General features: G+C 62.1%; 18 protein-coding genes. 4 read left to right on the forward strand and 14 right to left on the reverse strand.

Annotation, left to right across the window (positions count from 1 at the left end; genetic code table 11):
• Positions 1 to 36: 36 nt before the first annotated feature.
• Positions 37 to 411, reverse strand: coding sequence for a post-transcriptional regulator (locus tag OMP40_RS40795; protein ID WP_338131308.1), 375 nt, complete (start codon positions 409 to 411; stop codon positions 37 to 39).
• Positions 412 to 774: 363 nt separating this feature from the next.
• Between OMP40_RS40795 and OMP40_RS43240 the strand changes: the two genes are divergently transcribed.
• A complete protein-coding gene (locus tag OMP40_RS43240; protein ID WP_459076930.1) occupies positions 775 to 2,004 on the forward strand; it encodes an oligosaccharide flippase family protein in 1,230 nt (409 codons plus the stop codon).
• Entirely contained in the window at positions 1,959 to 2,237 is a 279-nt protein-coding gene (locus OMP40_RS40810; RefSeq protein ID WP_338131309.1) for a hypothetical protein, read from the forward strand. The genes OMP40_RS43240 and OMP40_RS40810 overlap by 46 nt, the downstream gene beginning before the upstream one ends.
• Positions 2,238 to 2,246: 9 nt before the next feature.
• On the opposite strand, the gene OMP40_RS33565 is transcribed toward OMP40_RS40810, so the two are convergent.
• Positions 2,247 to 2,933 (reverse strand): DUF421 domain-containing protein, encoded by a 687-nt coding sequence (locus tag OMP40_RS33565; protein WP_277537776.1) that lies wholly within the window; start codon positions 2,931 to 2,933, stop codon positions 2,247 to 2,249.
• Between the two features lie 175 nt (positions 2,934 to 3,108).
• On the opposite strand from OMP40_RS33565, the gene OMP40_RS33570 reads away from it, so the two are divergent.
• A complete protein-coding gene (locus tag OMP40_RS33570) occupies positions 3,109 to 3,516 on the forward strand; it encodes a TIGR04086 family membrane protein (RefSeq protein ID WP_277537778.1) in 408 nt (135 codons plus the stop codon).
• 253 nt (positions 3,517 to 3,769) lie between these two features.
• The gene (locus tag OMP40_RS33575) at positions 3,770 to 4,486 is read left to right on the forward strand and encodes a phosphatase PAP2 family protein (protein ID WP_277537780.1); all 717 of its coding nucleotides are present in this window, start codon (positions 3,770 to 3,772) and stop codon (positions 4,484 to 4,486) included.
• Positions 4,487 to 4,561: 75 nt separating this feature from the next.
• Here OMP40_RS33575 and yajC read toward each other — a convergent pair whose 3' ends face one another.
• The 12 genes from yajC to OMP40_RS33635 all read right to left on the reverse strand — a co-directional run bounded on the left by yajC (position 4,562) and on the right by OMP40_RS33635 (position 16,686).
• Positions 4,562 to 4,879: a preprotein translocase subunit YajC gene (yajC, locus tag OMP40_RS33580; protein ID WP_277537782.1), complete on the reverse strand. Its 318-nt coding sequence runs from the start codon at positions 4,877 to 4,879 to the stop codon at positions 4,562 to 4,564.
• Between the two features lie 31 nt (positions 4,880 to 4,910).
• The gene (gene tgt, locus OMP40_RS33585) at positions 4,911 to 6,047 is read right to left on the reverse strand and encodes a tRNA guanosine(34) transglycosylase Tgt (RefSeq protein WP_277537784.1); all 1,137 of its coding nucleotides are present in this window, start codon (positions 6,045 to 6,047) and stop codon (positions 4,911 to 4,913) included.
• Between the two features lie 43 nt (positions 6,048 to 6,090).
• Positions 6,091 to 7,140 carry a tRNA preQ1(34) S-adenosylmethionine ribosyltransferase-isomerase QueA gene (queA, locus tag OMP40_RS33590; protein ID WP_277537786.1) on the reverse strand — a complete coding sequence of 350 codons (1,050 nt, stop codon included), beginning with the start codon at positions 7,138 to 7,140 and terminating at the stop codon, positions 6,091 to 6,093.
• Complete coding sequence (locus tag OMP40_RS33595; RefSeq protein ID WP_277537788.1) at positions 7,137 to 8,612, reverse strand: SpoIID/LytB domain-containing protein; 1,476 nt, start codon at positions 8,610 to 8,612, stop codon at positions 7,137 to 7,139. Before OMP40_RS33595 ends, queA begins: the two co-directional genes overlap by 4 nt.
• Before the next feature lie 630 nt (positions 8,613 to 9,242).
• A complete protein-coding gene (locus OMP40_RS33600) occupies positions 9,243 to 9,707 on the reverse strand; it encodes a thiol-disulfide oxidoreductase DCC family protein (protein WP_277537790.1) in 465 nt (154 codons plus the stop codon).
• A complete protein-coding gene (gene ruvB, locus OMP40_RS33605; RefSeq protein WP_277537792.1) occupies positions 9,704 to 10,711 on the reverse strand; it encodes a Holliday junction branch migration DNA helicase RuvB in 1,008 nt (335 codons plus the stop codon). The genes OMP40_RS33600 and ruvB overlap by 4 nt, the downstream gene beginning before the upstream one ends.
• Positions 10,712 to 10,735: 24 nt before the next feature.
• The gene (gene ruvA, locus OMP40_RS33610; RefSeq protein ID WP_277537794.1) at positions 10,736 to 11,353 is read right to left on the reverse strand and encodes a Holliday junction branch migration protein RuvA; all 618 of its coding nucleotides are present in this window, start codon (positions 11,351 to 11,353) and stop codon (positions 10,736 to 10,738) included.
• Positions 11,350 to 11,853, reverse strand: a complete 504-nt coding sequence (gene ruvC / locus OMP40_RS33615) for a crossover junction endodeoxyribonuclease RuvC (RefSeq protein WP_277537796.1) — start codon at positions 11,851 to 11,853, stop codon at positions 11,350 to 11,352. The genes ruvA and ruvC overlap by 4 nt, the downstream gene beginning before the upstream one ends.
• Positions 11,854 to 12,577: 724 nt before the next feature.
• On the reverse strand, positions 12,578 to 13,285 hold the full coding sequence (locus OMP40_RS33620) for a BofC C-terminal domain-containing protein (RefSeq protein ID WP_277537798.1): 708 nt from the start codon (positions 13,283 to 13,285) through the stop codon (positions 12,578 to 12,580).
• Positions 13,286 to 13,352: 67 nt separating this feature from the next.
• Positions 13,353 to 15,428 carry a LysM peptidoglycan-binding domain-containing protein gene (locus OMP40_RS33625; protein ID WP_277537800.1) on the reverse strand — a complete coding sequence of 692 codons (2,076 nt, stop codon included), beginning with the start codon at positions 15,426 to 15,428 and terminating at the stop codon, positions 13,353 to 13,355.
• A gap of 181 nt (positions 15,429 to 15,609) precedes the next feature.
• Positions 15,610 to 15,801, reverse strand: a complete 192-nt coding sequence (locus OMP40_RS33630; protein WP_277537802.1) for a type II toxin-antitoxin system antitoxin — start codon at positions 15,799 to 15,801, stop codon at positions 15,610 to 15,612.
• 12 nt (positions 15,802 to 15,813) lie between these two features.
• Positions 15,814 to 16,686 carry an SPFH domain-containing protein gene (locus tag OMP40_RS33635; protein ID WP_277537804.1) on the reverse strand — a complete coding sequence of 291 codons (873 nt, stop codon included), beginning with the start codon at positions 16,684 to 16,686 and terminating at the stop codon, positions 15,814 to 15,816.
• Between the last annotated feature and the right edge of the window lie 88 nt (positions 16,687 to 16,774).

A 16,774-nucleotide genomic window follows, 5' to 3' on the forward strand; every position in this document is an offset into this window, starting at 1 on the left:
CAATGTTCCTATTATACCTACGCGCTCAAAGCGAAGTCAATTTGTCGAAAAGCCCTGTTCCGCGCGAAAAAGGCTCCCGCGAAGGGAGCCTCCTGGCGCGTATCCGGTCGTTGGAACGCCGCCCGAACCGTCTGCCGAATCTATCGTCTTTTTTCTCCGCGATAGATGCTCAGCGTAATATAGTTCATAAAGTTCGTCACCTTCAGCGACAGGATGTCGTTGACGATCGCATGAAGCGCCGGCGTTCCCTTTTTTGTGGTATTTGTCGCTTACGCACTCCCAGATCTCGGGCCCCGTCGCCTGCTCGTAGCCGATCATCCGAAACTCCTCGGCCTTGCTCTCGCAGAGCTCCCTGATCGTACGGTTCAACTCGGCCTCGTCCATGCCGTCCAAGCGCATATCGTCCGTCATCGGCGTTCTCCCTTCCCGCTTCGCGCCCGCTGCATTGCCGTCTGCCGTCTTCTTTTCTCTTTACACCGCTTTCCATCCTAGCGCAACTGTCAACTGTAAATAAACCTTTCGCCGTCTCGCGCCGAATTCCTGCCGCATCGCCCGACAGGCTTGTCATGATTGCGGACAGCCCCCGCATAGGCTGGTAAGGTAGACGAACCGAAGAGCGAAGGATGGGATGAACCTTGTCGCCGCGCAAACAAACCTTTATCCAGGGAGCCATGATCCTGCTCGCCGCCGGTCTCCTCAACCGATTGCTCGGCTTCGTGCCCCGGATCGCGCTGCCGCGCCTGATCGGGGCCGAAGGCGTAGGACTCGTCCAGCTTGTTTTCCCTTTTTTTTATCGTCGTACTCACGATTATCACCGGCGGGCTGCCGCTGGCGGTGGCGAAGCTCGTGGCCGCCGCCGACTCCCGCGGCGACGCGGAGGAGGCCGTCCGCATCCGGCGAACGGCGCTGACCCTCGCGCTGTCGGCCAGCTTGACCGTATGCGGATTATGCTTTGCGCTCTCGGACTGGATATCGTCCAGCCTGATGACCGACCCCCGGGTTCACACCGCGTTTTTGGCGATTATCCCGGTCATTCCGCTCGTCGCCGTGTCCGCCATCTGGCGGGGCTACTTCCAGGGCAAACAGGATATGCTGCCGACGGCGGTCTCGCAGACGGTAGAGACGATCGTCCGGATCGCGCTCTCGCTGACGCTCGCTTTTATGTTTCTGCCATGGGGACTGGAGGCGGCCGCGGCCGGCGCGATGATCGGTACGGGCGCGGGCGAGCTCGCAGGCCTTGCGGCGCTATGGCTGCATCTGCGGGGAGAAACCCGGGGACGCGGCAGAGCCGATGGTTCTCCATCCGATAAAGCCGCGCCCGAAGCGATCGCCAAGCTCGCGCAGCCGGCCGCCGCCGAGGAAAGCCGAACGCGCGCCCTGCTGCGAATCGCGGTACCCGTCACGGGCAGCAGGCTGATCGGCTCCTTGTCCTATCTGTTCGAATCGATCCTGACGGCGCGCGCGCTCATCGCGGCAGGACTCGCCACGGCGGCGGCTACCGCGCAGTACGGCATTCTGCAGGGCATGGTCATACCGCTTCTGCTGCTGCCCGGCTCCCTCACCTTCTCGCTTGCGACGTCGCTCGTACCATCGCTGTCGGAGGCGGCCGCCAGAGGCGACCGTCCCGCCATCCAGAAGCGCCTGCACCAATCGATGCGGCTGGCCATCGTCACCGGCGCCCCCCTTCATCATACTGATGGCGTTGTTCGGCCGACCGATCTGCGGGCTCATTTACGGAGACCCGGAGCCAGGAGCCTTGCTCAGCCTGCTGGCGCCCGCAGCCGTCTTTTTGTACATGCAGGCGCCGCTGCAGGCAGCGCTTCAGGCGCTGGACCGTCCGGGCACGGCGCTGGCGAACACGTTCGCGGGAGCGCTGGTCAAGCTCCTCCTGATCGTACTGCTCGCTTCCAAGCCGGAGCTCGGCATTCGGGGGGGCCGTCATCGCCATCGGCGCCAACATGGCGCTGGTCACGCTGCTGCATTGGATCAGCGTCGTCCGTTTGACGGGCGTCCGTCTGCTGCCCGGCGACTTCCTCAAGATCGGCGCGGCCATGACGATCATGGGCGCGGTCGCGCTCTGGATCTGGAATGCGGGCAGGCTGCCCGGCGTCTGGCTGGACCTGATCGCGGCAGGTCTTCTGTCGCTCGTCGTTTATTTGCTGCTGCTGATGGCCATGAAGCTCGTGGACAGGCACGACGCGGCCAGAATTCCGATCCTCGGCCGTCTATTTAAATAAAAGCGCGCGCTAGGTCCTTCGGTTAATATATAGCCTCCCCTTATGGTCCAGCGTGCAGAACGCCACCTGCTTAAACGTTTTGACGCCTTCCCGCCGCAGCTCTTGCCTTAGCCAGAACCGGTTTTTGCCGATCCGCTCGAGGCTGTCGTCTTGCACGAGGCCGTCCATAATCAGCGGGAGCGGAAGCAAACCGTATTGGATTTTCGGCTTCGTTTCTTCCGCGGACAGCGGCGACTCGCGTTTATGTTTATCCGACATGATGACGGACAGTTTGCCTGACGATTCGAGCACCGCGAGCTCGACGTCGGCAACGTGGTCGATCCTGTTTTCCCGAAGCTGCATCATCAGATCGTCAAGGCTGTAACGCTGCTTTTTCATTTCTTTCCAGTTCAGGTTCCCTTTGCTTATGATGACGCTCGGCTTGCCTTCGAACCATAGGCGAAGCCTGCGGTTTTTCAACGTCAGCGTGGAAACGATCAATTGCACGGCGACGAGCACGGCCATCGGCGCGGCGGCGTACAGAAGCGGCCGGCTCGGCGCTTCGATCGCGATGACGGCGATCTCGGCGATCATGATCGAGATGACGAGATCGAACACGGAGAGCTTTCCGATCTCGCGTTTGCCCATCAGCCGCAGGATCAGGAAGACGAATAAGTACATCAGCAGCGTCCGAATCGTGATCGCCGTCAGTTCCAAGTGCTGTTCCTCCCTTGCCGGATATCGGAGCCGGGCCTGCGGTTGTAGTCTCACCGCGCATCCTGCACGCGATACGGGACGGGGACTCGGAAATTATCGGCATTTGCGAGTACTAGCGGCGGGTACAAGCCCATACAATGGTACAAATCGGTTGATTTCAAAGGAGTGCATCGGTATGAATCCCGTACGCGTATCCGGCATTCGCATCGCATCCCCGCTGGTCGCAGGCTTCGTCTGGGCTTTTATTTGGCTGGGTCTGGGCACGCTCGCGCTCTCGATCCTGCTCTACAGCTCTTCCATGCCGGAGACGAAGCTTCTGTCCTGGGTATTCGGCGTTCACGGGGCGGCGAGCCTGGCCGGCGGATTCACTTCTGCCAAACGATCGGGCAAACGCGGCTGGTACATCGGCGCAGTCACCGGCTTGTTATATGCGCTTGCGGTCGTCATTATCGGATTTTTGTCCCAGGACATCGGCTTCGACTCCCGCATGGGGCTGCTCGGCTTGGTCGCCGCGCTGGCGGGCGCCTTCGGGGGCATGCTCGGCGTGAACGCAGGTTCCGGATCGAATACAAGGCGGTTGTAAGATTTTGAGCGATGCAAAATAATGCCGTCTGCGGCCGTTAGAAAAATGGGAATTGTGATATACTGATACAGTCATTTCTAGCGGCAAGGAGCGAACGCATTGATCGTATTCGGCAGCATGAAAATCATATCTGCGCTTACGGCCGTGACGGTGGCGCTCCTCGTCGGATACGGCACGGCAAGGCAGCCTTTCGCCTCCGCGGCCGTTTTCGTCCGGAAGCTGTATCGCTCTCCCAGGCACTTGATGTTTTTTTATGTGTTTGCTCCTGATCATGGGACTGAACAAGTTCGAGCTGCGTCTGGAAGCGGCTCTGCCCGTTCCCGCCGACCTTACCCGTACCCTTGCAGGCTGGGAAGGCAGCTGGCAAGGCGCGTTGCAGCGGGCGCTGGAGTCCCCCGCGCTCACGTTCGTTTGCGCGTTTTTCTACCTCGTCGTTTTTCAAGGCTTTATGGTCGCTTCGTTGATCGTTTACGCCAGAGCCGGCAACGACAGGCTCTACTACGCCCTTTGCGCGGCTCTCCTGCTGAATTACTTGATCGCGGTTCCGTTTTATCTGTTCGTGCCCGTCCGCGAGGCGTGGTCCGCCGCAACGGACGTTCGTTTTCTGATGCTCGACGTTTTTCCGAGCTTCGAGACGCAGTATCGCCGCCTGTCCGGTCTGGACAATTGTTTTCCGAGCCTGCACACGTCTATTTCCGTGACGATGGCGCTTCTGGCGCTCCGCTCCGGCAACAGGCGCTGGGCGATTTTCGGCGTCGCGAATGCGGTCGTCATTCTTTTCTCCATCTTCTATCTTGGCATTCACTGGGCGACCGACATGTTCGCGGGCCTCGTCCTCGCGACCGTCGTCGTCGCCGTCGGCCTGAAGGTCGGCGCTTGGGCGGATCGCCCGTCGCTTCGCCGCAAGCGTCGGCCGCGACGCAAGGAAGAGTTCAAGCAGCTTGCGCCTTCGCGCCTGACGGATACTTGAATCCGATCGCAAAAAAACAAGCCGCGGGATCTTACGATCCGACGGCTTGTTTTTTCGCTTCGCGGTTATTTATCCTTACTTATCGCTTTTCGACTCGCCCGCGCGCGCCGCGACGTTGTTGATCGCGGAACGATCGAACGTGAGCTTCGTCGCGTCGTTCACCTTCAGTACGATCGTATCGTCGGTGATCTCGGCGATCGTGCCGTGCAAGCCGCCGATCGTCGTCACCTTGTCGCCCTTGGCGAGCGCCCGAAGCATCGAGTTGCGGTTCTTCGATTTCTTCTGCTGCGGACGGATGAGCAGGAAGTAAAATACGACAAACATGAGCAGGAACGGCGCCAGCGAATAAAGCAGGTTGCCGCCGCCTCCTGCGGCATTGTCAGCTAACCACATAGTAAAAACCTCCCTTCGGATTTTGATTCAATCAGAAACCGCTCTCGTTGGTCGCCATGCCGTACGCCTCGAAAAATTCGTCGCGGAAATCCCCGAGACGGTCTTCGCGGATCGCCTGGCGAACCTGACTCATGAGATTCACCAGGAAATGCAGGTTGTGGATCGTCGTCAGGCGCAGACCGAACATCTCGTCCGCGCGGATCAAGTGTCTGACATAAGCCCGGGAATAGTTCCTGCAGGCGTAGCAGTCGCACTTCGGATCGAGCGGACCGAAGTCCTCCGCATACTTCGCGTTCTTCACGACGACGCGGCCTTCGCTCGTCATGAGCGTGCCGTTGCGGGCGATCCGGGTCGGGAGCACGCAGTCGAACATGTCCACGCCGCGGATGCTGCCCTCGACGAGCGCGTCCGGCGAACCGACGCCCATCAGATAGCGCGGCTTGTTCGAAGGAAGCAGCGGCACCGTATGGTCGAGCACCTCGTACATGATTTCCTTGGATTCGCCTACGCTAAGGCCTCCAATAGCATAGCCCGGAAAATCCAGGGAAGTCAAATCCGCCGCGCTCTGCGCGCGCAGGTCCTTGTGCATGCCGCCCTGCACGATGGCGAACAGGCCCTGGTCATGCGGCCTGGCGTGCGCTTTGAGGCATCGCTCGGCCCACCGGCTCGTACGCTCCGTCGATTGCTTGACGTACGCATACTCGGCGGGGTACGGCGGACATTCGTCGAACGCCATCATAATGTCCGGCCCGAGCGCATTCTGTACCGCCGTCGCGACTTCCGGGGACAGAAACAGCTTGTCCCCGTTCAGATGCGAGCGGAAGGTGACGCCCTCCTCGGTGATCTTGCGCATCTGCGCCAGCGAGAACACCTGGAAGCCGCCGCTGTCCGTCAGGATCGGACGGTCCCAGTTCATCATCTTGTGCAGGCCGCCCGCCGCGCGGACGAGCTCGTGGCCCGGCCTGACGAACAGGTGGTACGTGTTGCTCAGGATGATCTGCGCGTTCAAGCTTTTAAGCTCCTCGGGGCTGATGCCCTTGACGGTCGCTTGCGTGCCGACGGGCATGAACGCAGGCGTATCGATGACGCCGTGCGGCGTGTGGACGCGTCCGAGCCTGGCGCCCGTCTGGGCGCAGGTCTTGATCAGTTCGTAAGTAATAGCCGGCATCGTTCTCGATCGGTCCCTTCTTGTCTATTGCGCCGAAGAAAGTCTACGTAATGAACATCGCGTCGCCGAAGCTGAAAAACCGGTACTCGGCGACGACCGCTTCGCGATAAGCGGCGAGTACCGATTCGCGTCCGGCAAGTGCGCTTACCAGCATCACGAGCGTCGACTTGGGCAGGTGGAAGTTCGTGAGCAGCGCGGAGACGAGGCGGAATTCGTAGCCTGGATAAATGAAGATGCCCGTCCACCCGCTGCACGCCTCGATCGGCAGGTCGCCGAACCGTTGTCCCAGCGTTTCCAGCGTCCTCGCGGAGGTCGTGCCGACCGCGACGATTCGCGTGCCCGCTTGACGGGCCCGGTTGAGCAGAGCCGCGTTCTCCGCGTCGACGCCGTACCATTCCTCGTGCATCTTGTGCTCGCGCACATTGTCCACCGATACCGGACGGAACGTGCCGAGCCCGACATGCAGCGTCACGCGGCACACGGCGATCCCGCGCTCCCGAAGCTCCCGCAGGAACCCCTCCGTAAAATGGAGACCGGCGGTCGGCGCGGCGGCCGAGCCTTCGTTTTGCGCATAGACCGTCTGATAGCGGTCCTTGTCTTCCAGCCGCTCCTTGATATAAGGAGGCAGCGGCATCTCGCCGAGCCGATCGAGAATTTCGTTAAAAATGCCGTCATACCGAAAACGGATCGTTCTCGCGCCCATTTCGCCTTCTTCTTCTACGACGGCGGCCAGCAACGGTTTCAACGAATCTTCCGTCTCTCCGAAATGCAGCACGGCGCCTGTATGAAGCTTCTTGCCGGGCCGCACGAGCGCCTCCCAGCGATGGTCGCCGAGCGCCTTGAGCAGCAGCACCTCGGCCTTCGCGCCGGTATCTGCCTTGCGTCCGAACAGTCTCGCCGGAATCACCTTCGTATCGTTCAGGACGAGCGTGTCTCCGGGCGCGAGATAGTCCGCGAGATCCTTGAACGAACGGTGCTCGACCCGTCCGTCGTCCTTGTGCAGGACCAGCAATCGGGACGATGTCCGGTCGGACAGCGGCGTCTGCGCGATCAGCCGTTCGGGTAGTTCAAAATCGTAATCGCCGACGTTCATGAAGCGCCATCCTTCTCGATCTTAATATCCTTATAATAGTATTGCAGGATCTTCTTGTAGTCATACCCTTGCTCGGCCAGCCCAAGCGCGCCCCACTGCGACATCCCCAGCCCGTGGCCGTAGCCGGTTCCCGTCACGATGAACTGCGGAGAAGCGGTGATCGCGCGGACCTGTCCGGATCCGTTCAGGACGATGGCGTTGCCGCCCGCGGAATCGAGCGGGCGAACCGTGCCGTCGCCGCCGAGCACCTGCAAGGATCCGGCGCCGTCCGGCACCTCCCGGCTCGCGCCGTTCGCGCCGGCGATCGTCGCCCGCGCGGTCTCGTCGATCTTGAAGAGCGTGCTTTTGACGCCGCCGAGCGCGCTGCGCCAGCTGTCTCCGTACAGTTGGACGGTCGTGCCGTTCGCCTTGAGACGGACCGCCCGCCCGGACGCGCCGGTCTCGGATACTTCGAGCGTGCGAAGCGGGCCTTGAATCTTGTTTTTGTCGGACAGCTTCGCGTTGATGGTCGCCAGTAGCTTGTCCGCGGACAGCGGGCCTTCGACCCAACTGTTGTTCGTGTACTCCGGCGTCTTGCCGAGCGACAGCACGAGCGCGCCCGCGTTGACGGAAGCTAGCGGCTTGACATCGGTCTGAACGCGCGGACTCGGGCGAACCTGCACGTCGTTGCCGGTGACGGTCAGCATGGCGAGGCCCGCTTCGTTTTTCTGTCCCTTGTCGGCCAGCAGATCGCCGCGGATATAGCCGACCGTGCCCGAATCGAGCGCGACGCGGTACCAGTCGAGCTTGCCCTTTTGAATGCCTTCGTCCGGGCTCCGGACCGCTCCCGCATAATAGGGAATGGCGTTGCCCGCATATTCGAGCGGATCGGCCGTGATGCCGCCCGCGCTCGCGCCGAACATGGCGGTGATGATCTTCCCGCCGTACGTCATGACTTCGCCGGCCGTCGCCTGCACGCCTGCGGTGGAGTTCGCGTTTTCCGAGCCGAGTCCGTTGTAGGCCTGACTGTACGTATTGTCCACGACGTCGGCGATCTGATAGGAGACGCCGCCCGCGAGCGCATATGATCTGGCGGCGACCGCCTGCGCCTTCTGCGCCTCCGCCGGCCAGCTGGCGCCGACTTCGGCGCCGACGACCGAGTACAAATACGGCTCGAGTCCGACGACGTTGACGACGGCAAGGTTGTTGTTCAGCACGCTGATCTGCATGCTGCCGCGATATTTGTTTTTGCTCCGTTCGACGACCTGGATGCTCCCGTCTGCCTGAACGTCCGCCTGCAAGGCGGCGCCTCCAGACGCGGACAGAGCGTATAAGGGCGCGGAATTCGTCGCGGAGCCCGTGTAGGTCACGTCGTCGCGGATGACGGCATAGGCGCTTCCCGCCGCGGTCGGCTGAGCCGAAAAGCCGGCGGCCGCGACGGCGGCCTGAAGCTTCGTCAGCTCGGCCTGGCCTGCGGCTTGTCCGATGCGCACCGCGTACGCCGCGCCCTCCCCCCGAAAGCTTCACGGCGACGAAGGCGTCGAAGCCCGCGTTGCCCAGCTGCGCGACCGCCGCCAACGCCTCGCTCGCGCTGGCGTAGGGTCCCGCCTCGACGGCGAGCGGGCCCGCGATGTAAGGCTGGGCGAGCGACGCCTGTCCGCCGGCGGCGGTAGCCCACTTCGACAACGCGGACTGCGCGGCGGTCGCCGTGCTATAGACGCCCTCCGACACTTGATAGACCGTCTTTCCTTTTTTGGTCAGCTTGGTCACGAAGCCCGCCTTGGAGGAAGCCTGAATCTTCTTCAGCACCGTCTGCGCCGCGGAAAAATCCTCCGTCTCGAGCACCATCGCCCGATAAGCATCGACCGCGAAGCGGACCGTGCCGCCTGGCGCGGGATAATCCGCTTTTCCTTGCCCGCCGACCCAGGACAGGCCGAGACCGCCCGCGGATACGAGCGTCGCGACGGGCGTCGTGGATTGATACTTGGATCCGAGGTCCAAAAACAGGGCGACGCGTATCGTGTCGGGCACGACGGCTGCATTCGCCCCCGGCCCGTCCGCCCCCGCCCATGCGAGCAGGACCGCGGCGGATGCGCCCAGCGCGACCCGGCGTTTCATTTTATTCATGTCGATCCTCCGTGTGATCCATCTTGGCCTGCGGCAACGATCCTGCATGAGCCGTCCTTGCAGGCGTCGCTCTTTCCGAACAATCTGTACCTATACTTCGCCACGAGCCGATAGGCCGCAGCGGCGAGCAGCCTAAACCCCGGAAGCGCGCCTAACCGACCGAGCCATGCAAGACCCGGCATGTCGCGCAGTAAAAGCATTACGGCATCCGCGCCGCCGGCCAGCCGCCCGGACGATTCGTCCTTCACGAGCATTTGCGACAGATGGCCGTCGTCCCCGTCCGACTCGCCGGACGCTTCGCCAAGGCTGCCTGCCGGCACCGCCTGAAGCGGCACGAACCGGAGCTCGGATCGCATGCGCGAACGGCGAAGACGGCCGACTGCCGTCAAGCATAGCCTGCATTCGCCGTCGTAATAGACGATCAGAACGCGACGTACGCCGCCTCTCGTCTCCTGGCTCATGGACGCTGCTCCGGCATCGGCAAGCCCAGATGAAGGTAAGCCGCCGGCGTGGCCACGCGGCCGCGGGGCGTCCGCTGCAGGAAGCCGATCTGGAGCAAATACGGCTCGTATACGTCCTCGATCGTCTGACTCTCTTCTCCGATCGACGCGGCGATCGTATCCACCCCGACCGGACCGCCTCTGTAGCGGGAGATCATCGCATGCAGCAGCTTGTGGTCGATCGCGTCGAGGCCCATCGGATCGACCTGCAGGCGCTCGAGCGATTCGTGCGCGAGCCGCTCGGTGATGATGCCGTCGCCGCGCACCTGCGCGTAATCCCGCACCCGCTTGAGCAGCCTGTTCGCGATGCGGGGCGTGCCTCTCGCCCTGCGCGCGATCTCCCGTGACGCGTCGCCGATGATGTCCACGCCGAGCAGATCGCTCGTGCGCGACACGATAAAAGCGAGCTCGTCCTCGGTGTAAAACTCGAGTCGGCTGACGACCCCGAACCGGTCGCGCAGCGGAGCGGACAGCAAGCCCGCGCGCGTCGTCGCGCCGATCAGCGTAAACTTCGGCAGGTCGAGCCTGACCGACCGCGCGCTCGGCCCTTTGCCGATGACGAAGTCCAGCGCGAAGTCCTCCATCGCGGGATACAGCACCTCTTCGACCGTGCGGTGAAGCCTGTGAATCTCGTCGATGAACAAGACGTCGTTTTCCTGCAAATTCGTCAATATGGCGGCCAGATCGCCCGGACGCTCGATCGCCGGTCCGCTGGTCGTGCGGATGCTGACGCCCAGTTCGTTGGCGATAATGTTCGACAGCGTCGTCTTTCCGAGTCCCGGCGGGCCGTACAGCAGCACGTGATCGAGCGCCTCCTGCCTGAGCTTGGCGGCCTCGATGTAGATTTTCATATTGTCCTTGACCTGCGACTGGCCGATATATTCGTTCAAATACCGCGGACGCAGGCTCAGCTCCGCCTGACGGTCCTCCATCATCAAATGAGCGGTCACGATGCGGTCTTCCACCTATGCGTCCCCCCCTTCCAACCGTTATCCGGTAAAAAGCTGCTGCAGCGCGAGCTTCATGAGCGCGTCGGGCGAATCCTCGGCCTTGATCCGGTCCTTCAGCGCCGACCAAGCCTTGTCCAGCTCGGCATCCCGGTAGCCAAGGCCCGCGAGCGCCTCTCTCGCCGCCGCCCATGACGCATGGCCGTCGTCAGGCAGCGACAGACGTTCCGCAGCGGGCAAGCTAAGGCCCGCCGCGTCGTACGCGGAGCACAGCTTATCCTTCAAATCGAGCACCATCCGCTGCGCCGTCTTTTTCCCGATGCCCGGCAGTTTGGTCAGAAACGTCAGGTTTTCCTGTTGAATCGCCGCCACGACAGACTCCGGGCGTCCGCCGGCCAGCACGCCGAGCGCCACTCTCGGGCCGATGCCCGACACTTCCAGCAGCTTGCGGAAGAGGCTCTGCTCCTCCCGGGTCGTAAAGCCGAACAGCTGAATCGCGTCCTCGCGGACGTGATGGTGAATGAACAGCTGCACCTGCTCCTCGCTTCGCGCCAGGCCGTACGGATTGGGCGTGAACACCCTGTAGCCAACGTCCCGCACGTCGAGCACCACGTATTCGAGCTCCACATGCGCCACATAACCTTTTAAATAATCGATCACCGCCGCGTCGCTCCGTTCATCAGTTGACTCATCCCGCTCGCGTGCGCATGGCAGATCGCCACGGCCAGCGCGTCCGCCACGTCGTCCGGCTTCGGCGCGCTCGCGAGTCCGAGCAGGCGCTTCACCATCTCCTGGACCTGCTTCTTCTCCGCGCCGCCGTAGCCGACGACCGACTGCTTGACCTGCATCGGGGTATACTCGCCGATCGGAATGCCGCGCTGCGCGGCGGCGAGCATCAGCACGCCTCTCGCTTGGCCGACGCTGAACGCGTTCGTTACGTTTTTGTTGAAAAACAGCTTCTCGACCGCAACGGTCTCCGGCTTGTATTCGTCCAGCAGCTTGCAGGAAGATTCGTAGATTTGCTGAAGCCTGACTTCCTGCGCCGTGTCCGGCGTCGTCTGAATGCTCCCGTACTGCACCGGCACGAGACGATGTCCGATCTTGTCGATGAATCCGAATCCCATGATGGCGATGCCGGGGTCGATACCCAATACTCTCATGAGGGTCCCCGCTTCCTGTTTCTACTGACAGACGACTTGATTATACCATTTGCGGACGGGTATGAGAACAGAAAGCCGAACAGCATGCGCGCAGAACAAATCCGCTCGGTTCAGGCGTCGCTGCGTCGCATTAGTCCTATGTAGGAATAAATCCGCTCGCTCCAGACGTCGCCGCGTCACACTGGTCCTAAACAGAAACACTTCCGCTCACTCCAAGCGTCGCTGCGTCACACTCGTCCTAATCAGAAACAAATCCGCTCGCTCCAAGCGTCGCTGCGTCACACTCGTCCTAATCAGAAACAAATCCGCTCGCTCCAAGCGTCGCTGCGTCACACTGGTCCTAAACATATCCTGCGGGGAAGGGTATACCTAGTTCCAGACACATCTTTCTCGGCGTGCCGTTCCCCCTACACCGGAGCGTTCTTCCTCGCTGCACTTCCACGGGCTTCACGCGTTCCATGACCTCGCCCACATAAGAAGAGGCAGGATCCACCTCATGTTACGGCCTGTCGATTGCTCGCATTGCGAGAACTGCTTTGTCACGTGGCTTCAACCTTAGGATCTCTCCCCCAGTTGCCCGTCAGCTACGAGGAGACTTGGCTCTTGCCTCGACCGGACATCCGCCGGCTAGTTATGCCTAGCTTGGCTAGACGCGCATGTTGAAAAAAGCGCCCGAGCAAACGCTCCGGCGCTTCATGGCCGCCGCTCGGCGGAGGTCGGACGGCTATCGGGCCGCGTTTGCCGGCGCATGGGAGGCGTCGGCATAAGCGCCGAGCCGGCTCACGACCCGATGATAGTCGTCGGCGCCTTCGCCTACCGGCATGCCTTCCCGCAGTTTCCGCAGCTCTTCGGGCGACAACCCGCTCTCCAGCGATTTGACGTCCATGTGGAAAAAGGTTCGGATCACCTTGTCCTTTTTCACGGGACCGTCGAAGAGAGAAAGGTTGCCGCCCCTGTCCAGACCGATTCTCGCCGACGCCTTGCAGGACGCCGACAGATCGTCGACCGACTCGCGCATGACGAGCCTGTCCGACTCCTGGAGCGTCGCCGTCCATTCGCGATGGGCTTTGAGCAGATCCATCGCTTCCGAAGAGGAGAACGCGCCGAGCCGACGTATCTCCTCTCCGCACACGTACATACGCTGCAGCACGACCTCTACTTTGCCTTCGAGACCCGCCAGCGCGGCAATTGCCCGCCCCCGTTCGGAATCGGGGCCGTCGAACGAGAGGAGCGAGGACCGCTGGTCGAGCCACACGGCTTCGGCGCCCGACACGCCCCCGGAGGGACGCTCCGCGCGTTCGAGGTGCGACTTGAGAGCGGCCAGCCCCGCTGCCGCCGTCAATACGGCGGCAGCCCAAATGCCCAGGGACCAAGCCAGACGCTTGTTGCGCTTTAATCGTTTTTTCCAATGACGAATCCGATTTCCGAGCACCGGGATCCCCTTCTTTTCCGTTTTAAACCTATTGTGGTCCCGGGCTCGCGGCGTTATGCATCAGCGCTTACCATTTAATCCAGGGAAGACTCTTCCTGTTCTTCGGCGCGGACGCAACGCGCGCTTGTGACTTGCCTGCCGAGGAGGACGCGACGCGCTTCGCCGTTCCCGCGCCGGTCCCTGCCGTTCCCTGACGCTTCGCGGCCGAGCGGGCCGTCTTGACGATGCCGATCTTCGGTTTGTCTTCGCTCTCCGCGTCTTCCTCTTCCTCGAAGCGTTCGTCACCCGACAAGCGCTCCGAATCGTGTTCCGCATTCGCGTAGGCCAGATCCTTGTTGACTGCGTCTGTCGGACCGCCTGTGAACGGATACTGCACGAAGCCGAAGCCGTCTCGGAACGGAAGCGAATTTTCGGCAGCGAACGGTTGCGCGCCGTAACCTGGCGTCAACGGAAATCGAGGATCGTAGCCGTAACCGTAATGGCCCGCCGCTGGACCGACAGCTGCCGGCGAAACGGCGGTCGGCGCGACCGCATTCGATGCATACCCCGTCGAGACGGGAGAGACGGCGCTTGGCGCATAGCCTGACGAGACCGGAGAAACGGACGTCTGAACCGGCATGACGCCGCTAGGATAGCCGTAGCCGGACATTTGGACCGGAGAGACGGCAGCCGGGGACACTGGCGTTCCTGCGCACGGTTGGCATGGCGCCGGCCCCCATCCGGTCGGTAGGCCGCCTAGGCCGCCGAGGTGGCCCGGAATGCCGCCTTCAAGTCCGCCCAGATTTCCGGGGATGCCGCCTTGAAGCCCGCCCAGATTTCCGGGGATGCCGCCTTCAAGTCCGCCCAGATGCCCGGGGATGCCGCCTTGAAGCCCGCCCAGATGTCCGGGGATGCCGCCTTCAAGTCCGCCCAGATGCCCGGGAATGCCTCCTTGAAGCCCGCCCAGATTTCCGGGAATGCCGCCTTGAAGCCCGCCTAGATCTCCGGGAATGCCGCCTTCAAGTCCGCCCAGATTTCCGGGAATGCCGCCTTGAAGCCCGCCTAGATGTCCGGGGATGCCGCCTTCAAGTCCGCCGAGCTGACCCGGATATGCAGGGATGCCGCCTACAAGCGGGCCGATGCCTTCTACGCAAGGCGCGCCCGCGTAAGGCTGAATGCTCGCCGGCGACAGGGCGGAGCCGTAACCGTTGTAGCCATGGACGGCTGCCGGGCTAACGGTTCCATAGCCGTGAGGCATGGCCGTCGCCGGGCTGACGGCTCCATAACCCGACGGCATGGCTGCCGCAGGGCTGACCGCGCCGTAATGGCTTGGCATGGCCGTCGCGGGACTTACTTCGCCTAAGCCGTAAGGCATGGCCGCAGCTGGATTGACGGACGCATTCTGACTTTGCCCGTAACCGTAGCCGTAGCTCGCGGCCGGCGAGACGGCTTCATGGCCTTGCCCGTAGCCGGCAGGCGCGGTCGACGCCTCTACGGCAGGCTGCGGCATTTGCAGGAACAGGTCCGTCGTGTGTTCGTACGTCGTCATATAGACGGGATAATGCTCGTGCACGGGCGGCATCGGCGCCGGAGCCGGCATTTGAACTTCGACAGGCGCCGTGACTTGCGGCGGCTCAGGCTGCGGCATCGGCGCCGTGCTCGGTTTTTCCGGCGGAGCCGGCATCACTGCCGTGTTAGGCTTCTCGTGCGCGGCCGGCATGACCGCCGTGCCGGGTTTCTCGCCCGGTGTCGGCATGACTGCCGTGCTCGGCTTTTGTCCCGCGGCCGGCATGCCGTTGGGATGATGGTGCATGCCGTCCGACGCCCCCGCGCCCTCGGCGGGCAGCTTCGGGATATGGACGACTTGGCCCGTCATGAGCGCGCTCGGATTGACGATCTGCGGATTGGCCGCGATCAGGTCGGCGAGCGGCACGTGATGCGTCTTCGACAGCTTCCACATCGTATCGCCCTGCTGGATCGTATAATCCTGAGCGATCTCGTACTGCTTTTGTCCCGGCTTCGGTATGCGAATTTTTGCGCCTACCTCGATCTCGTCCGGATTCGCGATGTCCGCGTTGGCAGCGATCAGCTCGTCAAGAGACAAGCCGTATTTCTTAGCCAAGTTGTACAGCGTGTCACCGCTTTTGGCGATATGGATCTTCACTCGGTTCCCTCCCGGTGGCTGAACTCTCGCGTGCAGGCTCCCGCCCCCGCGCAATCCTTACATCCTATGCAGGAACTGGGCGTTTGACATCCCTTCGGCAAAAAAACATAGGCGAACCGGAAGCATTAAGCTCCGGTTCGCCTATGTTCGTCGCGCGGCCGATCGTCCGCCGCCTTGGTCGTCAGGATTCGTCCGCCTCCGCCGGCGGCTCGGGCCTGCCCTTCAGCCGGCCCGCCTTGCGCAGCGCCTCCCTGAGCACGTATTCCATGTGCGCGTTGACGCTTCTGAATTCATCCGCCGCCCATCGCTCGAGCGCCGCGTAAATCTCGGGATCCAGGCGAAGGGGATAGGCCTTCTTCGGTTTGGATGACATGACCGGACATCCTTAGCCGTAAAGCGTGCCCGTGTTAATGACCGGCGTCGCCGCACGGTCGGACACGACCGCGACCATCAGATTGTTGATCATCGCCGCGCGCCGCACCGCATCGAGCTCGATGCCGTTTTCCACGAGCTGCCGCAGCGCCGCGTCCACCATGAATACCGCGCCTTCGACGATTTTCGCGCGGGCGGCGATAATGGCGATCGCCTGTTGGCGCTGCAGCATGGCGCTGGCGATCTCCGGCGCATAGGCCAGATGCGTCAGCCGGGTCTCGAGCACCTCGATGCCCGCGACGTGCAGCCGGTTCTGCAGCTCGGCCGACAGCTCCGACGCCACTTCGTCCGAATTGCCGCGCAGCGACTGGCTCGGCTCGTCGGTGAAGGTGTCATAAGCGTACTTGGCGGCCGTATGACGGATCGACGTCTCGCTCGTCAGCTCTACGAACCGTTCGTAATCGTCCACGTCGAACACGGCCTTGGCCGTATCCGATACGCGAAAGACGACGACGGCGCCGATCTCGATCGGATTGCCTTCTGCGTCGTTCACCTTTAGCGTGTTGCTCGTAAAGTTGCGGACCTTGAGCGACACCCTTCTCTTGACGGTAAAAGGAAGCACCATCCACAGGCCGCTGCGCGACACCGTGCCGATATAGCTTCCGAAAAAGGTGATGACCTTCGCCTGGTTCGGCTGAACGATCGTAAGCGAGCTCAACATGACCATGGCGAGCAGCAGCAGGACGATGCCAAGACCGATCAGCCCGCCCTCCGGTTCCGCTTGATCGCCGCCCGTCACCATCAGCGCGATGCCGCCGACCAAAGAGGCCAAGCACAGCAGTAAAGACAAAAACCCGTTCATGTGCCAAGCGCGTTTTTCCTTCATACTCGCCTCTCCCATTCGACAATGATTTATTTTATATATTATTATGATATCACTTTTGTAAGCATATGTAAATCGTTAAGTTCAAAGC

Origin of the sequence: Cohnella rhizosphaerae (assembly GCF_029525575.1) — a bacterium.
Classification (GTDB): domain Bacteria; phylum Bacillota; class Bacilli; order Paenibacillales; family Paenibacillaceae; genus Cohnella; species Cohnella rhizosphaerae.